This is a genomic window from Methanosarcina sp. KYL-1 (assembly GCF_024372725.1).
Taxonomy (GTDB): domain Archaea; phylum Halobacteriota; class Methanosarcinia; order Methanosarcinales; family Methanosarcinaceae; genus Methanosarcina.
The window spans coordinates 114,711-132,198 of the sequence record NZ_VOUA01000007.1 but is presented as its reverse complement, the minus strand read 5'-3'; the positions used below and the strand labels follow the sequence as shown (position 1 = coordinate 132,198).

Annotated in this window: 20 protein-coding genes; 2 read left to right on the top strand and 18 right to left on the bottom strand. The window is 46.7% G+C overall.

Translation table 11 applies throughout. The features are described from left to right. Window positions 1–2: 2 nt before the first annotated feature. The 17 genes from rnp1 to FTO70_RS07550 form a co-directional block, all read right to left on the bottom strand. Entirely contained in the window at window positions 3–335 is a 333-nt protein-coding gene (gene rnp1 / locus FTO70_RS07630) for a ribonuclease P protein component 1 (RefSeq protein WP_255335150.1), read from the bottom strand. Next, window positions 325–528 (bottom strand): 50S ribosomal protein L29, encoded by a 204-nt coding sequence (gene rpmC, locus FTO70_RS07625; RefSeq protein WP_255335149.1) that lies wholly within the window; start codon window positions 526–528, stop codon window positions 325–327. The genes rnp1 and rpmC overlap by 11 nt, the downstream gene beginning before the upstream one ends. Then, the gene (locus FTO70_RS07620; RefSeq protein WP_255335148.1) at window positions 528–1,433 is read right to left on the bottom strand and encodes a 30S ribosomal protein S3; all 906 of its coding nucleotides are present in this window, start codon (window positions 1,431–1,433) and stop codon (window positions 528–530) included. Before FTO70_RS07620 ends, rpmC begins: the two co-directional genes overlap by 1 nt. Beyond that, the gene (locus FTO70_RS07615; RefSeq protein WP_255335147.1) at window positions 1,434–1,889 is read right to left on the bottom strand and encodes a 50S ribosomal protein L22; all 456 of its coding nucleotides are present in this window, start codon (window positions 1,887–1,889) and stop codon (window positions 1,434–1,436) included. Between the two features lie 11 nt (window positions 1,890–1,900). After that, window positions 1,901–2,311: a 30S ribosomal protein S19 gene (locus FTO70_RS07610; RefSeq protein WP_255335146.1), complete on the bottom strand. Its 411-nt coding sequence runs from the start codon at window positions 2,309–2,311 to the stop codon at window positions 1,901–1,903. Between the two features lie 16 nt (window positions 2,312–2,327). After that, a complete protein-coding gene (locus FTO70_RS07605) occupies window positions 2,328–3,044 on the bottom strand; it encodes a 50S ribosomal protein L2 (protein ID WP_255335145.1) in 717 nt (238 codons plus the stop codon). Between the two features lie 10 nt (window positions 3,045–3,054). Continuing rightward, window positions 3,055–3,303 (bottom strand): 50S ribosomal protein L23, encoded by a 249-nt coding sequence (locus FTO70_RS07600; RefSeq protein WP_255335144.1) that lies wholly within the window; start codon window positions 3,301–3,303, stop codon window positions 3,055–3,057. After that, entirely contained in the window at window positions 3,300–4,061 is a 762-nt protein-coding gene (gene rpl4p / locus FTO70_RS07595) for a 50S ribosomal protein L4 (RefSeq protein WP_255335143.1), read from the bottom strand. The genes FTO70_RS07600 and rpl4p overlap by 4 nt, the downstream gene beginning before the upstream one ends. A 6-nt stretch (window positions 4,062–4,067) precedes the next feature. Further along, entirely contained in the window at window positions 4,068–5,081 is a 1,014-nt protein-coding gene (rpl3p, locus tag FTO70_RS07590; protein WP_255335142.1) for a 50S ribosomal protein L3, read from the bottom strand. Between the two features lie 1,487 nt (window positions 5,082–6,568). Then, entirely contained in the window at window positions 6,569–6,832 is a 264-nt protein-coding gene (locus FTO70_RS07585; protein WP_255335141.1) for a hypothetical protein, read from the bottom strand. A 29-nt stretch (window positions 6,833–6,861) separates the two neighbouring features. Continuing rightward, a complete protein-coding gene (locus FTO70_RS07580; RefSeq protein WP_255335140.1) occupies window positions 6,862–8,586 on the bottom strand; it encodes a PASTA domain-containing protein in 1,725 nt (574 codons plus the stop codon). A 24-nt stretch (window positions 8,587–8,610) separates the two neighbouring features. Beyond that, a complete protein-coding gene (locus FTO70_RS07575) occupies window positions 8,611–9,015 on the bottom strand; it encodes a hypothetical protein (RefSeq protein ID WP_255335139.1) in 405 nt (134 codons plus the stop codon). Window positions 9,016–9,168: 153 nt separating this feature from the next. Continuing rightward, the gene (locus tag FTO70_RS07570) at window positions 9,169–9,786 is read right to left on the bottom strand and encodes a hypothetical protein (protein ID WP_255335138.1); all 618 of its coding nucleotides are present in this window, start codon (window positions 9,784–9,786) and stop codon (window positions 9,169–9,171) included. Window positions 9,787–10,012: 226 nt separating this feature from the next. After that, the gene (locus FTO70_RS07565) at window positions 10,013–10,159 is read right to left on the bottom strand and encodes a hypothetical protein (RefSeq protein WP_255335137.1); all 147 of its coding nucleotides are present in this window, start codon (window positions 10,157–10,159) and stop codon (window positions 10,013–10,015) included. A 148-nt stretch (window positions 10,160–10,307) separates the two neighbouring features. Further along, window positions 10,308–10,886, bottom strand: coding sequence for a PEF-CTERM sorting domain-containing protein (locus FTO70_RS07560; protein WP_255335136.1), 579 nt, complete (start codon window positions 10,884–10,886; stop codon window positions 10,308–10,310). Between the two features lie 689 nt (window positions 10,887–11,575). Next, window positions 11,576–13,996: a DUF1616 domain-containing protein gene (locus FTO70_RS07555; RefSeq protein ID WP_255335135.1), complete on the bottom strand. Its 2,421-nt coding sequence runs from the start codon at window positions 13,994–13,996 to the stop codon at window positions 11,576–11,578. Between the two features lie 217 nt (window positions 13,997–14,213). Further along, window positions 14,214–14,366 carry a hypothetical protein gene (locus FTO70_RS07550; protein ID WP_255335134.1) on the bottom strand — a complete coding sequence of 51 codons (153 nt, stop codon included), beginning with the start codon at window positions 14,364–14,366 and terminating at the stop codon, window positions 14,214–14,216. Between FTO70_RS07550 and FTO70_RS07545 the strand changes: the two genes are divergently transcribed. Next, the gene (locus tag FTO70_RS07545; RefSeq protein WP_255335133.1) at window positions 14,359–15,444 is read left to right on the top strand and encodes a M48 family metalloprotease; all 1,086 of its coding nucleotides are present in this window, start codon (window positions 14,359–14,361) and stop codon (window positions 15,442–15,444) included. The genes FTO70_RS07550 and FTO70_RS07545 overlap by 8 nt on opposite strands. A 53-nt stretch (window positions 15,445–15,497) precedes the next feature. Here the strand turns inward: FTO70_RS07545 and artC are convergent, their stop codons facing one another. Next, on the bottom strand, window positions 15,498–16,334 hold the full coding sequence (gene artC / locus FTO70_RS07540; protein WP_255335132.1) for an archaeosortase C: 837 nt from the start codon (window positions 16,332–16,334) through the stop codon (window positions 15,498–15,500). A gap of 331 nt (window positions 16,335–16,665) precedes the next feature. Here artC and FTO70_RS07535 point away from each other — a divergent pair, with 331 nt between their 5' ends. Further along, window positions 16,666–17,487, top strand: coding sequence for a hypothetical protein (locus tag FTO70_RS07535; protein ID WP_255335131.1), 822 nt, complete (start codon window positions 16,666–16,668; stop codon window positions 17,485–17,487). The last annotated feature ends 1 nt before the right edge of the window (window position 17,488 follow it).

Below are 17,488 nucleotides of genomic sequence, written 5' to 3'. Positions count from 1 at the left end.
GTTTAGCCCCATTTGCGTAACTTTTTGATGTTCTTGATCCGATTTTCGGGTTGTGAGAGCAACAGGTTTCCCTGAATTTTTACGAATGTTTCGGATCTGCGGCCTTTTTCTGAGAGCTCGGCAGGGATCCGGAAGATAAATTCCGAATCCGCCTTTGGAATTTTCAGTATCCGGGATTCCGCATTTTCTATGACAAGCATATTTTTCGTCTCGTCAACCACGCGTCCCCGGATTCCTATCAGTGCTGGATTAGTGGAAAGAATTACCTTAACATCGAGCCCTATCAATTCGTGAAAGATGAGGGTCGAAGGCGAAATTTCCACTTTAGATATCATTTAACTCATGCTGAATGGTCTTTATCCGGGCAATAGTCCTTCTGATCTCTCCGATCCGTCCCGGATTATCTGGTGCCCCTCCTGCAGAGGTAAGGGCACGTTCCCTGACCAGTTCGTTGTTAAGGTTTTCCAGCTCATCGGCCCGTTCTTCAGCTTTCATGGTCCGGATATCTTTGCTCCTGAGGATTGCCATTATTCCTTAGCCTCCTTGTGTACCCGTGCCATGGGATGCCAGTAGTCGTAGCCTTCGTGCTTGTGCTGCCAGACACCGCTGACCTGCCTGCGGACTTCGTCCGACCCTTCGACATAGATGAGTTCGGCTTCTTCGTCCTCAGGGACCTCGGCTTCAAGCTCTTCTTCTGTTACTTCAGGTTCCGCAACTTCAGTCACTTTAGGGGTTTCCTCAACTGCCTTTTTGGCTGCTTCAGGGGCCCTGGGTTTTACTGCCGCTTTTTCTTTTTCGGCAACTTCCGCAACTTCAGGGGCGGCTTCGACGACTTCGCCGGGTTCCTTAATCCGGAAAGAGTCGGGCAGGACTACTCCAGGCTGAATGATCCTGACTTTGCAGCCAAGAGTTCCGAGCTTCTTGATAGCTACTGCGAACCCTTCATCCACAACCTCATCTACAGGTTTTCCGGAGTGCTTTATGTACCCGTCTACGAACTTCTCAACCCTTGACCTGGCTCCGGTGAGTTTTCCGGAGATCACGACTTCACAGCCCAGGGCGCCTGCATTCATGACGGCCCTGATGGTGTTGTGCCCGGCCTTGCGGAAGTACCAGCCTCTTTCGATGGAAGATGCAAGCCTGGATGCCATCATCTGGGCATTTAATTCCGGCTTCTTGACTTCCTGGGCATCGATCTGCGGGTTTTCGAGGTTGTATTTGGTCCCAACGTCCCGGGTAAGTTTCCTGATGACCTTTCCGGCTTTCCCGATTACCATTCCCGGTTTTTCGGAGTAGATAATAATCTGGGTGCCCATGGGGGTCCTGTTAAGCTCCATGCCGCCGTATCCGGCCCTGCTGAGCTGCTCTGCAAAATACTCGTTCATGGAGGCCTTGACATACCCGTCATTGACGAACTTTCTCTCGATTGCCATTTAGCGCACCTCGGACAGAATCATCTCGATGTTTACAGTATCTGTGTTTTTGGGAGTGGCCCTTCCTCTGGCTCTCGGGATGAAACCGTGAATTACCCTTCCCCGGTTAATGGCCACGTGAGCAATGTACATGTTAGAGGGTTCAAGGCCCTTGTACTCTGCATTGCTCTCGGCATTTCGGAGGATCTTCAGGATTTCTTTCGAGGCATTGACAGGGTATCTGCCTCCGGCCATGGGGCCTTTCCTGTGCCCTGCCCCTTCGCTGTGCCTCTTGAAAGGTACAGCTTGCTTCAGAGCAATTACGTCCTCGAGGTACTTCCTTGCCTCTACAGCTTTCATGCCCTTTATTTTCCAGCAGATCTCACGGGACTTCTTGGGAGAAATGTGAAGTTCAGAACCCATCGCTTTAGAGGTGACCTCAGGGTCTGCATTAACTGAATAATTGATTCTTGCCATTCCCTTTCACCTCACTTCAGCGGTACGAACTTGCTTGAACGGGTTGCTCCCACACCGGCACTGCCGTGGTTAACTTTTGACCTTGTGGGTGCGAATTCTCCGAAGCGGTGCCCGACCATTTCAGGCTGGAGTTCTACACTTACAAACTCTTTCCCGTTGTAGATTTCGACAGTCTGCCCGAGCATTTCGGGAAGGATGACCATGTCCCTGCGGTGGGTCCGGACATTCTTTCCTTCTTTAAACCCATGCAGGACTTTCTTCTGCTCTTCGGAAAAACCGCGCTTGATGCTCCGGCGTTCCCTGGCAGGCAGAAGCTCCGCGAACTCTTCAAGACTGAGCTCCTGAAGTTCTGCGACGGTTTTTCCGCGGTAGGTATACTCACCCTTTCTCTTCGGTAACCTTGATGCTACTTTTTTTGCCATAACGAATACCCCTTATTCAGCGCTTCATTCCGGTCCTTCTTGCTGCAATCAACCCGACCTTTCTTCCTGGCGGGGCGTTTCGGCTGACTGTGGTAGGTCTTCCCGGGTGCTTCCAGGCGCCTCCACCGAATGGGTGGTCACGCGGGTTCATGGCAACACATGAAACCCTGGGATACTTTGCAGCCCTGGTTTTCATCTTGTGATACTTTTTCCCGGCTTTGAGCCAGGGCCTGTCCACTCTGCCTCCACCTGCAACAATGCCGATGGTTGCCCTACAGCTGGGGTTCAGCCATTTAATGCTGCCCGAGGGCATGGCCACTGCAGTCCTGTTAGGCTCATGGCTTACAACGGTTGCATATACTCCGGAGGAGCGGACAAACTTGCCACCGTCATTCGGCTTTGATTCGATGTTACAGACCAGGATACCTTCCGGGACGTTTCCGATAGGCATAATGTTGCCTGGCTTTACGTCGGCTTCTTCTCCGCAGACAACCCTGTCCCCGACTGCAATGCCTTCGGAGGCCAGGAGGAACAATTCTTCCCCGTTTTCAAAAGCTACCTTTGCGATAGGAGCCGAGCGGGCCGGATCATGTTCGATGCCTATGACTTCCCCTGCAAGGGAAGTGTTTTCATCTACCCGGGGGTGCCTCAGGTCTGCTTTATACTTGTGGGAAGGAGCCCTGTAGGTCGGTGTACCTCTACCCCGGTTCTGTGAAATGAGTCGCTTACCCATACCTCACACCTCACACCAGTCCGATTCGGGTCGCAATCTCGTGAGAAGCTTCAGCTTCCTCAAAGGCCACGATTGCTTTTTTCAGACCCTTCATGGTGGTCATGGTCCGCACGGAATTCACCTTGAAACCGTACAGCTTTTCAACTTCATCTTTGATCTGATGCTTGTTTGACCGTGTGTCCACGATAAACTGGAGCTTGTTTTCGTCCAGCAGCACCATCGCTTTTTCAGTAACAAACGGATATTTAACGGAATTCATTGGAATGCGCCCTCCAGCTTCTCAATTGCGGCTTCAGTCCAGATGGTAAGGCGCCCTGCATGCGTACCCGGAGCGAGCAATTCGGCGTTAAGTGAATCCACTGTCACTGCGTCAACCCCTGAGAGGTTTCTTGCAGCCTTCAGGATAGGAGAATTTTCCCCTGCGACGATCAGGATGCTCTTTTTGTGCTTGTATTTCCTGCCTCTGAGTTTCCCGCGCCCTGCCCTGATGTGCCTTCCGTACTTAGCCCTGAGAACGTCATCGTAGACGCCTGCGGCCAGAAGGAAGTCAATTACCTGCTTTGTCTTTTCCAGGCTTTCGAGAGCATTGTCAGCTACAACAGGAAGCTCGGCTTCAAAGACGTGACCTCTGAGGCTTACAAGGGTCGGGTCCCGGGTTGCTGCGATTGCAGAGCGGATTGCATAGCGGCGTTCTTTAGTGTTGACCTTCTCAGTCCTGTCAGTTTCGGGTTTTGGGGGATGGGCTCTCCGTCCTCCCTTTGCCTGCGGGACTCTTGCGGCCCTGCTGCTGTTTACAAGCCTGGGAATCTGGGCGACACCTCTTCCGGAACCCCAGGACCTTGCAGAAGTTTCCATTCCTGCATAGAGGCGGGGACCGTAGGGCTGAAGCCTGTTTGCCTGTGCTGCGAGCACTGCCTTTTTGATAAGGTCAGGCCGGTAGTCCACATCGAACACAGCCGGGAGTTCAATTTCCCTGACAACGTTTCCAGAAAGGTCTATGGTTTTTGCTGTTGCCATTTTACTTCACCCCTGCTTGGACTCTCTGCTTACGTAGAGGATGTTGGGTTCTCCGAGGTCGGCTTTCTTTGCCCTGATCGGGTCTCTGAGCCTTATAAGCCTCTTGGAAGGCCCGGGTACGCTGCCTTTAATCAGCACGTAGTCCCCGCGGACCAGTCCGTAGTTAAGGAACCCGCCTTCTGGAGTGATCTCTTCGCCATCGGCCCCGATTTTCAGGATGCGCTTGTTGAACTCGGTCCTCTGGTGGTAACCCATCTGACCCATCTGTGGCACGCGCCAGGAGACGTGGGAAGGACGGAAGGAACCAAGAGTACCGATCTGCCGGAGGCTGCCCTGTCTGGAGTGCTTGCCTTTCATGAGGCTGATACCCCAGCGCTTTACAGGACCCTGCGTACCTTTACCTGTGGTAATCGCAGCGGTATCGACAAGGGTTCCGTTCTTGAAAACATCGTTAATGTTTACAAGAGTGCCCAGGATGGATTTTGCATACTCGAATTTGGTGTTGAGATCCCGGGCGCTGATTCCGGATTCCATGATGTCGGGTACCTTTTTAGGGACACCGGTCAGGCTCTTTGGCAGGGTGTAGGTAATCGCCCTGATGTCGCTTACACTGCCTTCTTCGATCAGTTTGCCGATCTTATCAAGGGCTTCGGCAGGGCTTTCAATACCCGGTATAGGGATCCTGCGCTCAAGTTCCGGGTCAAGGTCTGCTGCCCAGGCTTCTGCGATTGCCTTTTCACCAGAGCTGTCTTCTCCGTAAACTCTGATAGCTGCGACCCTTATTGCAGGAGTTTCGATGACAGTTACCGGCACGGAAATTTCCATACCTGCGGTAAGGCTGTTCTTAATATCATCAACCATGATCACGTGGGTCATACCCACCTTATACCCTGCAAAGCTTTGCAGCCTTGGCTCACCCGCAGCATCCGGCCAGGCCCTGAACCGTGGAATGTGGCTCTTGGCTCTTTTGCGCGGACTGAATGCGAGAGAACCTCGTTTTGGTCGGTGTATGCTTGCCATATTTCTACTCCGTAGATTTCAATTGAAAAATACCAGCCCCTCCGGTCGGCACAACCTGAGTGTCAAAAGAGAAATGCACTGGATTCCCCGAACCTACCAGGGGGGGAGGGATTTTTTCCAGACCTGCCTGGCATAAAGCCTCGGGCAGGCCAGAGCAATGCGCTCTATAGTACCCTAATTCCTTCAGGCATCTGCAGATATTCAGCCCTTCTGCCCGCTGTCTCAGCAGGAGATATGAGATTGAGGACTGCATTCTCGATCCTGGCAGACCCAAATCCAGGCTCTCCGAGCCCTGACTTGAAACATTCAGTATTTCAGCAACTGCTACCGCAACTCATCGAAAACATAAACATTTTCGTGCGATTTTAGGCGCCCCTGTGGCGCCAAAAGCGGGCGTTTCAAAGCATTGGCCCTTTGACACTCATGTTGATCCGACGTTTCTCACTGGATTTCTTCACTGCCGGACATCCAGCCATAAATGATGACAGAAAGCCCGTATCACCCGGAAATTCCCGGGATGTAAGTGCTAAAGCATCACATTGATCATTCAGATACTGATTTCAAGCACCACAGGTGCCTGAAGCATCATATATCATCACATCTCGGATGTACTTTGCCTTTAGATAGCACATCTAATATATAAACCCTTTGCAGAAAAAAAGGGAAGATAAGGAAGAATAATCAGCAACAATTGGGATAAATGTAAGTAATTTTAATCAAGAAGGCCGGGACGCAAAGAATGCAATATTGATATATAGTCCAATATAGCCCAACCAGCAATTCAGTTTAATTTACCCACAGTCCAGTATAGCCTAACGCGAGGCCAGGTGCTCAATACCCGGTTCAGTCCAGGTCACCCCAATTTTGTTTCACCAAACGACGGGCCCCAGTGCTATACAGGCAGCCTCCAATAGTACAAAAAATAATTGGTCAGAATACGCTCGAAAAGAGCCCGACATGACCATAATATTGGTCATGCCATAATATTCGACCATAATATTCGACCATAATATTCGACCATAATATAATACTCCGGGATACACCGATCATAATACAATATTCAGAGATACACCGATCATAATACAATATTCAGAGATGCGGACCCAACATTATACATCCCGAAACACGTCTCCATCGTATTTTCGATCATGCTCCAGATAATTTACCACCGGAGTTAGGTCGTATAAGTTAAATCATTGTTTTATATTTCCTGAATGGCAGGCAAACTACAGCCGCAGGGAGAAAAGGGGGAAAACCGCCATTTTCGGATATTCCGGACAACGTCAACCGATTAACCAGGGATCAACGGAATTTTCCCGCGATATTAATACTACATCAGGATGAAAACACATAACAAGTAATTTTAACCTCATACAGAAAGTACCTTTAGGAAGTCAATAGGGATATAAAAGGATAGAAAGGGTAGAAAGGGTAGATAAGTTAGGAAGCATAAAAAAGAAGGAGAATTAGAAAAATTCCCCTATTAATTAAGAATTCGATCCTTCCTTTCTGGAAACCTTTTTTACGACTTTCTGAATCTTTCGTCCCCTGAAGTTCACCGCACCAACAAGCTCTACACCTTTCTTTTTCTTGACAAGATCGGAATATGCATTGTCGAAGCTCGCTATGATGGTCTTCCCGGATGCCATTTCGATCCTTCCACCCACCATAAGGACAGTTTTGAGAACTTCCTGAATCTGGGGGAGGGAGGCGTCCGGGGAAATCTTTATCAGATGCGTTTCCAGAACCATGGAAAAAACCTTCAGGGTAGATTTTAGGATCAACGCCTCAGACTGGAAATGCCAGAGATGCTGCTCCTGTCCAGGTTAATTGCCGGCATCCCTTTGGAAACCACAAGGTCCACAGGGATAAGCGGGTTGGCTATGGAACCGGCCCTGGGACTCTGGCTGATAACTGTTCCTGCAGGAGACCGGGCTAAGAGTTCAGAGACCTTTCCTACTTTCAGCCCTTCGCCTCCGAGAAGGGAAACCGCTTTTTCAAGAGGCTGGGAAACAACGTTGGGAATAGTCCTTACTTCCGGCTTTGAAGGTTCGGAAACCACCCTTTTTGGCAAAGTATCAGCTGAAACCCTAGCAGGAATTTCAGTCGAAACTTTAGCAGGAGTCTCAACAGGGGCCTTGAATGCAGGCTCTGTCGAAACCCTGGAGGGCTCCTCAGTCGAAGGTTTTACAGTAGTTTCCGCAACAGGCTTTACAGTAGTCTCTGCAACAGGCTTTACAGTAGTCTCTGCAACAGGCTTTACAGTAGTTTCCGCAACAGGCTTTACGACAGTTCCGGATGCCGGTTTTACAATGGTTTCAGGAAAAGTCCTCTTCGGCTTTTCAGAGACGATGATCTCAGGAGTCTCTTTTTTAATTTCAGTGGAAACCACAAGCATTATCCTTGAATTTACTTTTGCTTCCGTCCCGGGCTTGAGGCTCTGGGCAAGCACTACCCCGGCTTTTCCTTCCGAGGGCTGCTCCCTGACGCCGCCTAACTGGAGCAGGGACTTTTCTAGGACCTGTTTGGCGCTTTCGAGCTCAAGCCCGAGCAGGTTTGGGACGGAAAGGACATCACTTGAAACCACAAGGACCAGGCTTGAGTCTGCGTCTACCTTCGAACCTGCCCTGAGGCTCTGGGCAAGCACTACCCCAGCTTTTCCTTCCGAGGGCTGTTCCCTGACCCCGCCAAGCCGGAGCCTGGTTTTTTCAAGGGCCTGTTTTGCACTTTCAAGCTCAAGCCCCAGAAGGTTTGGGACTTCCACGGGAGAGGCTCCCGAAATTACAAGGTCCACAACTGCGCCGGGTTCTGCCAGTGACCCTTCGGAGGGGAGCTGGGCTATGACCGTGCCCTGCGGGGCACTGCTTTCCTTTTTCAGGACTTCTCCTACCTTGAAGCCTGCTTCCAGCAGTTTGCCTTCGGCTGTTTCCTGCAAGAGCCCGATCAGGTCCGGGACTTCCCCGTATGAAGTCAGGTCCGGCTTTTGGGGGACCGCCTTTAAGGAGAATTCTATCGTGCTGAGGTTTTCCGGAAGGATTATGTCGTCTGCCTTTGGCATCTGGAACCTCAGTTCTTCTCCCTCAAGGGCAAGGTTGGTCTTCAGGCTCACGGTCATACTGCTGACCTGGTAATTTGTCCCCGAAGGTGCCGTCTTGAGCCCTTTATCCATTTGTTCCAGGGAAGCCCGAAAAGTGCTCACGAGATTTGCCGGCGACAGGGCAGGCCTGGTCCTCTGGAGTACAGAAACCTGGGACTCGAGCACTGCCTTCTCCCTGGAAAGCTTTTCCACCTGGACTGACAGGGCAAGCTTTTCCCGCTCAAGGGTCAGCTTTTCCCCAAGCAGCTTGCTTGAAAGTTCTTTGTTAACGGAAGCTTCCTTTTGCACCGACTCAAGCTCTGTTTCCGCATCTTTCAGGGAAGCTGCAAGGGTGGTATAACTTGCGCTGTTTATTGCCCCCGACTTTCTGAATACCTCCAGATTGTTCCTGAGTTCACTTAAATTCATCATTCCACTCCTCCTGAAAGGGCTTTACTCCTCCCTGAGCTTTGAAGACGCCGGAATGGATACGATTTTTGCCTTAATGCTGCTCGAACCCCGCACGTCGTAACTATACAGGGAGTTGTACGAGGCATTCAAGGGCGCGGCATTGAGCACCGGCTTATAACCCCTCACCAGGTTTTTGGAATCCCGTTCCTCTTCCAGCTTCATAGTAAGCGACATCTTAAGCTCGAGGTCAACTTCCGGGATATGGTACCAGGTTGCCTGAATGTCGTAGTCTTTCAGGCCCTCGTCTTCTTCAATCTCAAGCTGGGTCTTGATGGAGTTCCGGTCAAGAGTCCTCTGGGTCTCGGCCACGGAACGCCCGACTTCGCCCAGAAGCCTGGCGAGGGGGGTGATCAGTACTTCCTCGATCTCTTCCCCATTTTTAACCACATTAACAACTCCTTGAAACGAGTTATGAAAAAATGTACCAGCACAGCCGGACCCCACAGGGAGCCTTAAGACGGCCGTACTGCAGCTGCCGGCACTTCACCCTTCAAAAATTGAGTGGCCTGCCGGCAGTAAGGAGCTTTTTGCCCGGAAGGCTCAGCTTGACCCGCCCGACGGGGCCTTAACGGTTATCTTCGGGATGGACCTTTCAGGTGCAGGGACCGGCTTGAGGGTTGTCCTGAGCAGGCTTGTCCCTTCCTCTTTGAAGGTGTACTTGGAGCTGTACTTTGCATTAAAAGTGGAGGTGTAAGCAACGGTGTTTGTGTTTTCGGCAGTTACCTTTGCCTTTCCGAAGAGGATTTTTGAAAGCCCGCCGGACTCCATGCTGCCTGTGACCTTTGAGGTGTTTGTGAACTTGAATTCCCGGGAGTAATTCATTTCGGCAGAAGTCTCCCTCATCATGGAAATTGTCATCTTGACCTCAATGATGGACTCCGTGAATTCATAGAAACGCGGCTCGAGCCCGTAGGTCAGAAGCGACATGGGGGCATCGTTTGTGACCACTCTGCTTGCCGTGACGTTCCCGTCTTCGTCCACGGTTTCCTCGATATACATCACAACACTCCCGGGAGCCAGTTCGGTAGCCGCAAGGGCCTGTGCAACCTGGACCGAGTTCATGTCGAGCGCCATCTGCCCTTCCGCAATCGCAAGGGCCATTTCCTTGATCATATCCCCGAAGGGAACGTTCAGCAATTCCTGACCGACACTTACCATTATAATATTCCCCTTTTTAATTAATTTAAAAGGATACTAAAAATAGTACGTTCTTGTTTATAAAAACTGTGTTCAAAAAATAAGAAATACAATAAAAAAATAATATTAACCCATGAAAAAGTAATCCATAAAAAAAGATAAAATTGTGCCCTTGAGAAAAATTTAATCCCCGGACACCATAAGAAAAAACCACTGTATTAACCCGATAACTGTAAAGATTACGTTATCAGCAGGCAGCAAAACTGAGCTCCCCAAGCTTATCCCGGGCTAGCGAAAGACACGCGAGGGTGCAGTAAACTGCCTTATCCTCCACACTTTTAAGGACTACAAATTCACTCCCACAGATCGGGCAAGTTTTCCGTATGTATTCCATCCGGATACCACCTTTCATTCTTCAAATCAGCAATTTTTCGGGAATCAATGATACCGTTTTACTTTCAAAACACACTAACCCCACTTGCAAATAAAAACATCAATTACAAAAAGTAAAAATTTAAAAAGAGGGATTAGAAGTTATGAGCTTATAACCCTTCTTTCTTGCGCCCGAAGATGAAGACAAGTCCGAGGATTGCGGCTACAGGGAGGGCAACGGTCGGGAATTCAGGGACTTGAGCCCTAGGACTCGCCCATGCGGAATCACTCCCCTCATTACCGTCAGTTTCAAACTTATCGCGTAATATAATCTGACCTGTTGCGGATCCTTGTACTTCTAATCTATATGAAACTTCGTCCTCTGAACTAAATCCAGAAACACCTTTATCTACGTAATTATTATATTCGGTATTATAAACTACACTTACTGGATTGCCTTTGGTTGCCCAGTTGGTGACGAAATCGCCAGAACTTGTTTTGATAATTAGCCGCGCTTCTAGATTGTCAACTTCAGGTTCCAATGAGGCAATCCTATTATGATGTCCAGGATTAGGTTGGGCATCATCCCAGTTAATGTCCCAAACTACGACTGCCGCATATCCTATTGATGAAGGACTAAAGTAGATATCACCCGGATTCGTATACATAAAAGACGGGCTAGCCGTTGCAGACCCGGCAAGAGACAGCATGAGCAAAGCACTTGCCAGTAACAATATTGACTTCTTCATATTTAACAACCCCTTTTCAGCGAATGATTTTTTACTACTCCAATATTTTGGCAGCGGGGGAGTTATTGATCAAATCTCTAACTCTAAAGGAACATTTTATCGTTTTAGTAAATTTGAGAGTCATTTTTGTAAATGAACTTTCAGTAACTGGCCCCCACGATCAGATTCTAAGGGAATAGGTCTAAGTTCCACACATCTAAATTTGTTATATGACACCAAAAATATTCATGCGTTTTTGTGCCATTTGGAGGGACATACTTCACAAATAATATTGTGAAGAAATATTCATCCATTAATTTACAATTAAGAATGTACTGTACAAAAGTATAAAAGGTTGTTCAAAAAAAATATAAAAATAAAGATTTGAAACTGTTTGTAAAAAACGAAATGCTACGAACACACAATAAAAAAATAATTAAATAAATATATAGGATATTAACACCCATTCTTTACGTTGTTACTTCAAAATTTGTAAGAAGGAAGTAGAAGATGTGAATATACAGTTCATGAGCAATAACGTATTACAAAATTTGGGAAAAACAATAAAGATTATATAATGAAACTTTAAAAAGGGAAATGCTCCAATTATTACCCAGAACCTGCGTTAAAAATGAAATGCATAAAACAGAAAGAAACATGAATAATTTTAATCTTAGATGAGTATTAATAAAATCTGACTAAAACCCTATTCAATCAGCGTGTTCGACTACAAATGAGCTTGAACCTTCCAATTTTTCAGAATCCAAAGTATATCCGGTTACTGAGACTTTGTGCGTTCCTTCATCTATAGCCCGGGTGATTTTAGCTGTGTAGATGTACTCCCCATCCTCGGAATAAGTGAGATAAGTGACATCGATATCTTCATTGGCTGATATGGAGACATAAGGCTGCCTCTTTAAGGCTGTTGAGGGAGTAACCTTAATCTCAATTGTTCCCCTGTCAATAATCTCGGGGTTGACCTCTATCTCAAAGTTAGCAAGGGAATTCTCAACAAGCAACTCATCAAAAGTTGAGGTTGTCGTGCCAAAAACATCCGTGCATACTGCTTCTACGTAATAGATGCCGTTATGTCTTGCTACATAACTGCCCCTCCAGATAAGCCCGTCCGAAGAAGTCATCTTAACAACTTCAGGGTCCATATTTTCCAGCCCAACCAGACAGAACTGGTCTTCAAGAGACACGGAAGATGTTACTGTGAACCATGCACTTCCCTTGCAGGGATTTGGAGTAATATCGAGCTCTATTTTTGGGAGCTCAGTGTAAACTGCAGTCATTGTGTCCGGAGTCTCGTGCTCGGGTTCCACGTTGCCGGCCTTGTCAACGGCTTTTGAACGGAAATAGTATGTCCTGTTGTTTACTCCCGAGAATATGGAAGAAGTCAGGTTGGTTTTTTCAATCCAGGGTTTCCAGGTGGTCCCATCAACACTATAGGAGATAGAATAGTAAGCTATCCCGGAACCTTCGTCCGTCCCGTTCCACCGGACCGTGAAGCTTTCTTTGCTGGAGTAAGGCTGAAGTTCAAGCACCTTTGAAACCGGAGGGATGTTTTCGACGAGAGAACCTTCTTCCAGGTACGGGGAGAGTTCCCTGATGGGCTTGAGAGAAATGTTGTCCCAGAGCACTTCTAGGGGGACAAGTTCGGAACTTCCTCTTTGCAATAAACGCAGAGTAAGGTTGTTCTTGCCTGCCTTAAGGGAAACCGGAACTTCAATGCGCTGCCAGCCTTCATCTCCAGAGACACTGTCTTCCCAGAAAACTTTCCCGTCTACAGCAATCTGCTTGAACTGAGAATCACCCTGTGCCTGGGATTTGGAGCTGAAGTTATCTTTGACAGAAGCTGAGATTACGGCAAGGGTTTCTTCCTCACACTCAAGTCTCTGGGAAAGTTCGCCGTACTCTACCGTATACATTGGGAGAAGACCCTCGTATGAGTTTACCATGCGGTACGCAGCAGAGGAATTCAAACCGGAATCATTCACATAAGAACCGGTTATATTTTCGGTGTTTGAGGTAAAAGCCCATCCAGAAGCAAAATCCATGTCTCCGTTTTTAATTTTCGGAAGCTTAGAAATATCTCCATAATCATCACCAAGATGAGTGAAGGAGTTGTTGTTCTGTATGTAGAGGTGGACAGTCCTGTAGGGGAAGTATGAGATTTCATCTTTAAAAAGCGCAAACTCAAGCTTTGACCGACTGTTCTTCAACTCATAGCGGGTATATGTCAGGTCCTTCTGCCAGCTTCCCCCCTCTTTAAGGGGGATATTCAGTTCTTCAATTACCCCCCCATCTATTTTCATCTGCAAGATGTAGTTTACGTCCTGAAGTTCGTGGTTATCTATTCCCACAGTAACCGTAATAGGGATATTAATGAAACTCTCTGAAGGATAGCCTTCAGCTTTTCCATCCGGTCCCAGGAGATACAACATCGAAAAGGTTTCCTTTTCCCGGGTAATTTTAGCATATGCAAGCATCCCGCTTGCGATTATTATCGAACCGACCAGGGCAATTACGAGAGCTTTTTCAATTTCGGGAGGGAGAGGTATCTGACCGACCTTTGGACCGGGTTTGTGTTTTAAACCTTTTGCTTTGACCTTGCTTCTGGACCTGTGGAAACGCCTGGTTTCAGTTGAATCCGATGATACTTCTACTGCCTCATCGGTCTCATCAGTTTCAGCAAGATCATCTGACTGAATGGATCGTATGAATTCTTTAACAGAGAATGAGAACTGCTCACTTTCGTCAAGGTGCTTCCTTGTAAAAAATGCGATTATGCAAAAAAACACTGTCATCCCCAGGATTGACACAACGATTGGGGCAGGCCTGTAGCGCCAGGGCAGCAGGCTTATTAAAAAGCCGTCAAAAACCGTGAGTACAAGACTGAAACCTACACTTAATGTAAAACGTTCAATGCCGCTAATTTCTTTGTTCCCCGGAAAGAGTGCAGCTATAAAAGTATAGCCAGGAACGAAAAAGAAGAGAGACAGAGCTATTGGGATCCGGAGAAAAGTTTCATTGAATGGAGGGACAAGTACGAAGACAACCCCCAGACATGAAAGAAAAGTAACTGCAAGCAAATCTTCAACAAAAATACATTTTTTGAAGTTTGGCATTGTGAAATAAGTTAACTCGTTGAAAACATATAATTCTTTCTAAATATTAATATGAAAGTCCCGATAGAAATTCAGTATACAGGGATGTGAAACTAAATTATCATAAGAACATCTTTTCCAAAAAATGCATTACAAGCTTGTGTACTTTTCTAAAATTGCTGCCCATAAACAGGAAGAGTAAAAATCGAAAGTTTCATATTAAGCTATTAGCATAATTTTAATCAGATTCAAAATAGTATGAGGGGGTTACTATAAACAACAATTTTAAAGCATCCCTGTATTTTGTACTACCTACAGCTCTCTTTATTATTTCAACAGCACTTACAGGCAGCGTCCCTGCTACGGCAGCCGTTGCCCTTGTAATGGCCATCTTAAGCGTGTATATCTACCTCTCAAGCGGCAGATGGGTCCTCAAATGGTATAAGGCACAAAAGGTCCCGCGGAATGAGAGGTCATTGTTGTACACTATTCTTGAAACCCTTGCTTCAAGAGCCCAGGTAAGAGCCCCCGACCTGTACAGTTTCGAATCTGAAATCCCTGTGATGTTTACGGTTAAAAACGGGAGCAATGCATCCATTGCCATTTCAACGGCGATGCTGAAAACCTTTGATGACCTGAACCTGGAAGTTTTTCTTGCCCATGAAATAGGGCACATAAAAAACAGGGATGTAAGCCTGAACACGGTCACGGCACTTTTTGCAGGCTTAATAATGACCTTTCCGGAACTTGTGATGTGGGGATCGATTCTTTCAGGCTTCGGGCAGCCAGAGGACCCGGCCCCGAGAGTTTTCAGGTTTATAGCAACCGCCCTTGCTGCCCCTCCTGCAGCAACCCTTGTGCAGCTTACAAGGCCAGTAAGAAGGGAATTTGAGGCTGATGCGGAAGGCATCAAAATTACAAGAAACCCCAAGGTCCTGGCAAAAAACCTTGAGTTTCTTGAACAATACATCCCCCTTCAGCCAGTTATCAGTAAGTTTAACCCCGGCCATTTCCACCTGTTCGGCACACATACGCACCTGAGCAGGGGGGATAGTTACATATTTATATCACTATTTGACACACACCCGGAAATAGGGGCCAGGACTGCACACATACTCAGCCATTCCAGCTATCCTGAAAACGGTATCATTAAAAAGTATTCACGGGTCCCGGGTTATTTTGACCTGAGAAGCTGGAAACTTGCAATGGCAAGCAGTTTTGTGTCTTATATGGTGTTTTTGTTTGTAATTATAGTCGTGGTTACTTTTGCATTGAAAGACTTCAACTTCCTTATTAACGGAGGTATTGCCGCGGGATATACCGGGGCAGTTTTAATGCTTATGGGAATCACTGCAAAAGTAACAATAGGGAAATACCACAAAAAGAGTCTCTGCAGGTTTACAAAGCAGTTTTTTCGAACCCACGTTCGTCTATTAAGGTATTTTGTAAAAAAAGAACGAACGAGATAAGTGTTAAAGAACTGAACCAGAAATTGTAAAAGGCTTTGGAGCTTTTTTCAACCTTACTTTTTCCGCTCTATGAAATACATTAAGAGAGCTGCAACGGCTGCAAATATGATCCATCCGAGATGCGTGTGGACCACCATCATTGCCTCCTGCCCGTATGTATAGGCCGTGAAATAAAGGACTATGACCCTGAACAGGTTTGAAATATAGGCAACAAGCACACAAAGCCCAAACATCATGAAGGTTTTGTTCGTATTCAGTTTTTCAATCCTGCTATACCCCAAAACGATTCCGATTAAAAGGAACATGGAATACAGTCCGGAGCAGGGGCCCCCGATAACCAGAACAATTTCCTCAACACCGCTTATTCGAACGGTCTCCGTACCTATTACTTCAAGAGGGATTCCCGCCAGGTTTAACAGGCTCACGGTGGGCAGGAGTATGAGGTAGTGGTCAAACTTATGCATGAAATCAATGTTAAAGTAGGCAAACATGGTGTAGAAAATCAGGTAAAGGACGACAAAAACGGATGAAATATATGCCCCAAACCTGGAGATCCTATTTATTTGAGGGTTCTGCAGCTGACTGCCAGCCAGGGAAGCCCCAAAGAATACTGTCATGACATCCAGAGTTCCAAGCTCACTTCCATTTTTGAAATTGTAGATAAGGTCAGCAGCTACTATGAAAGTCCCCGCAACAAAGTAACTTTTTGAATTTTTAAGGATACCTGAACCGCCCAGATTCTTAAAGTTAATTCTGGTCAGTAAAAATACAGAAACAAGGAACAGAATCACCCCAATAACAGTTGAGCCCTCACTGATTTCAACTGCCATTCCTGTAAACAGTGCGAGCACAAGCAAAATAAGTATCAGGTTTTTGTTTTCTTTCCCCATTACAAGCCCTCAGTTATACTAATCTACTTTATTTTATATGAATTCTTTTAAATTTTCCTCCAGACTAGAAGGAGTTGAAATCCTAAAACCTGAAAAAGCCTTAACTAAAAAATTCCTGAAAATGAGTGTACAGACAAAACAATATATAGAAGAAAATCACAAACTAAATAAACAAATTCAGACATAAAAAGAATATAAAAAAATAAAAATTTGCAAAAAAGAGGCAATTCATGTTTATTTCCTTGGGGGCATATTTTACAAGGGGCATTTTCAACCCGAAGGAAAATAAACTGTAACTCTTCTGCAAAATGGAATGGTTTGGGGGAAAATTTTGAGGGATTTCACTTTAAAGAAGTACGAATGCCTGTTGCAGGCTATCAAAAACACAAATTATTCTACCTGCACTGTGCAGGATTTCCTAAAATTTGAACCCGAAAAGTGCGTTATCCTGCGGCATGACGTGGACCGGGCAGTAAACCGGAACCTGGAAATGGCGAAACTTGAGCACGGCTACGGGATAAACTCAACCTATTATTTCCGGCACGTCGAGGAAACTTTCAAGCCCGAGATCATTCGCCAGATGGCAGAAATGGGCCACGAGATAGGCTTTCACTACGAAGTTATGGACAAGGCAAACGGGGACCCAAAAAAAGCAATCGAAATCTTCAAAGAGGAACTCGAAGACCTCAGGAAAGTTACCGAAAACGTTACCGAAATAAAAACGGTCTGCATGCACGGAAACCCCCTCAAGTCATGGTCAAACCGGGATTTGTGGCAGGAGTATGATTTCAAAGATTTCGGGATTATGGGAGAGCCCTACCTTTCAATTGATTACAACAAAGTCCTCTACCTTACGGACACGGGCAGGACCTGGGCTGATTTGAACATCAGAGTAAAAGATACTATTGAAAGGGCAGGACTAAATGCAGCATGCTCTGACCTTAAGACCATATATTCTACCTATGACGTCATACAATTGATCCGGAGCGAAAAAATTTCCCGCATATGCCTGCTTGTGCACCCTAACAGGTGGTGTGATGATTTTGGGGGATGGACCAAGGAGCTGGCATTCCAGAATATGAAAAATGTTGGGAAGGCGGGGATTGTGTGGTACAGGAATAGGGTTCAAAAAAGCAGGAATTACGGAGTTTAAT

Coding starts and splice junctions, on each gene's coding strand:
- FTO70_RS07605 (WP_255335145.1), bottom strand. CDS start 3,044: ATGGGTAAGCGACTCATTTCACAGAACCGGGGTAGAGGTACACCGACC.
- rnp1 (WP_255335150.1), bottom strand. CDS start 335: ATGATATCTAAAGTGGAAATTTCGCCTTCGACCCTCATCTTTCACGAA.
- FTO70_RS07555 (WP_255335135.1), bottom strand. CDS start 13,996: ATGCCAAACTTCAAAAAATGTATTTTTGTTGAAGATTTGCTTGCAGTT.
- artC (WP_255335132.1), bottom strand. CDS start 16,334: ATGGGGAAAGAAAACAAAAACCTGATACTTATTTTGCTTGTGCTCGCA.
- FTO70_RS07615 (WP_255335147.1), bottom strand. CDS start 1,889: ATGGCAAGAATCAATTATTCAGTTAATGCAGACCCTGAGGTCACCTCT.
- rpmC (WP_255335149.1), bottom strand. CDS start 528: ATGGCAATCCTCAGGAGCAAAGATATCCGGACCATGAAAGCTGAAGAA.
- FTO70_RS07580 (WP_255335140.1), bottom strand. CDS start 8,586: ATGAATTTAAGTGAACTCAGGAACAATCTGGAGGTATTCAGAAAGTCG.
- FTO70_RS07560 (WP_255335136.1), bottom strand. CDS start 10,886: ATGAAGAAGTCAATATTGTTACTGGCAAGTGCTTTGCTCATGCTGTCT.
- FTO70_RS07620 (WP_255335148.1), bottom strand. CDS start 1,433: ATGGCAATCGAGAGAAAGTTCGTCAATGACGGGTATGTCAAGGCCTCC.
- FTO70_RS07610 (WP_255335146.1), bottom strand. CDS start 2,311: ATGGCAAAAAAAGTAGCATCAAGGTTACCGAAGAGAAAGGGTGAGTAT.
- FTO70_RS07570 (WP_255335138.1), bottom strand. CDS start 9,786: ATGGTAAGTGTCGGTCAGGAATTGCTGAACGTTCCCTTCGGGGATATG.
- rpl4p (WP_255335143.1), bottom strand. CDS start 4,061: ATGGCAACAGCAAAAACCATAGACCTTTCTGGAAACGTTGTCAGGGAA.
- FTO70_RS07545 (WP_255335133.1), top strand. CDS start 14,359: ATGGCCATCTTAAGCGTGTATATCTACCTCTCAAGCGGCAGATGGGTC.
- FTO70_RS07550 (WP_255335134.1), bottom strand. CDS start 14,366: ATGGCCATTACAAGGGCAACGGCTGCCGTAGCAGGGACGCTGCCTGTA.
- rpl3p (WP_255335142.1), bottom strand. CDS start 5,081: ATGGCAAGCATACACCGACCAAAACGAGGTTCTCTCGCATTCAGTCCG.
- FTO70_RS07600 (WP_255335144.1), bottom strand. CDS start 3,303: ATGAATTCCGTTAAATATCCGTTTGTTACTGAAAAAGCGATGGTGCTG.
- FTO70_RS07585 (WP_255335141.1), bottom strand. CDS start 6,832: ATGGTTCTGGAAACGCATCTGATAAAGATTTCCCCGGACGCCTCCCTC.
- FTO70_RS07565 (WP_255335137.1), bottom strand. CDS start 10,159: ATGGAATACATACGGAAAACTTGCCCGATCTGTGGGAGTGAATTTGTA.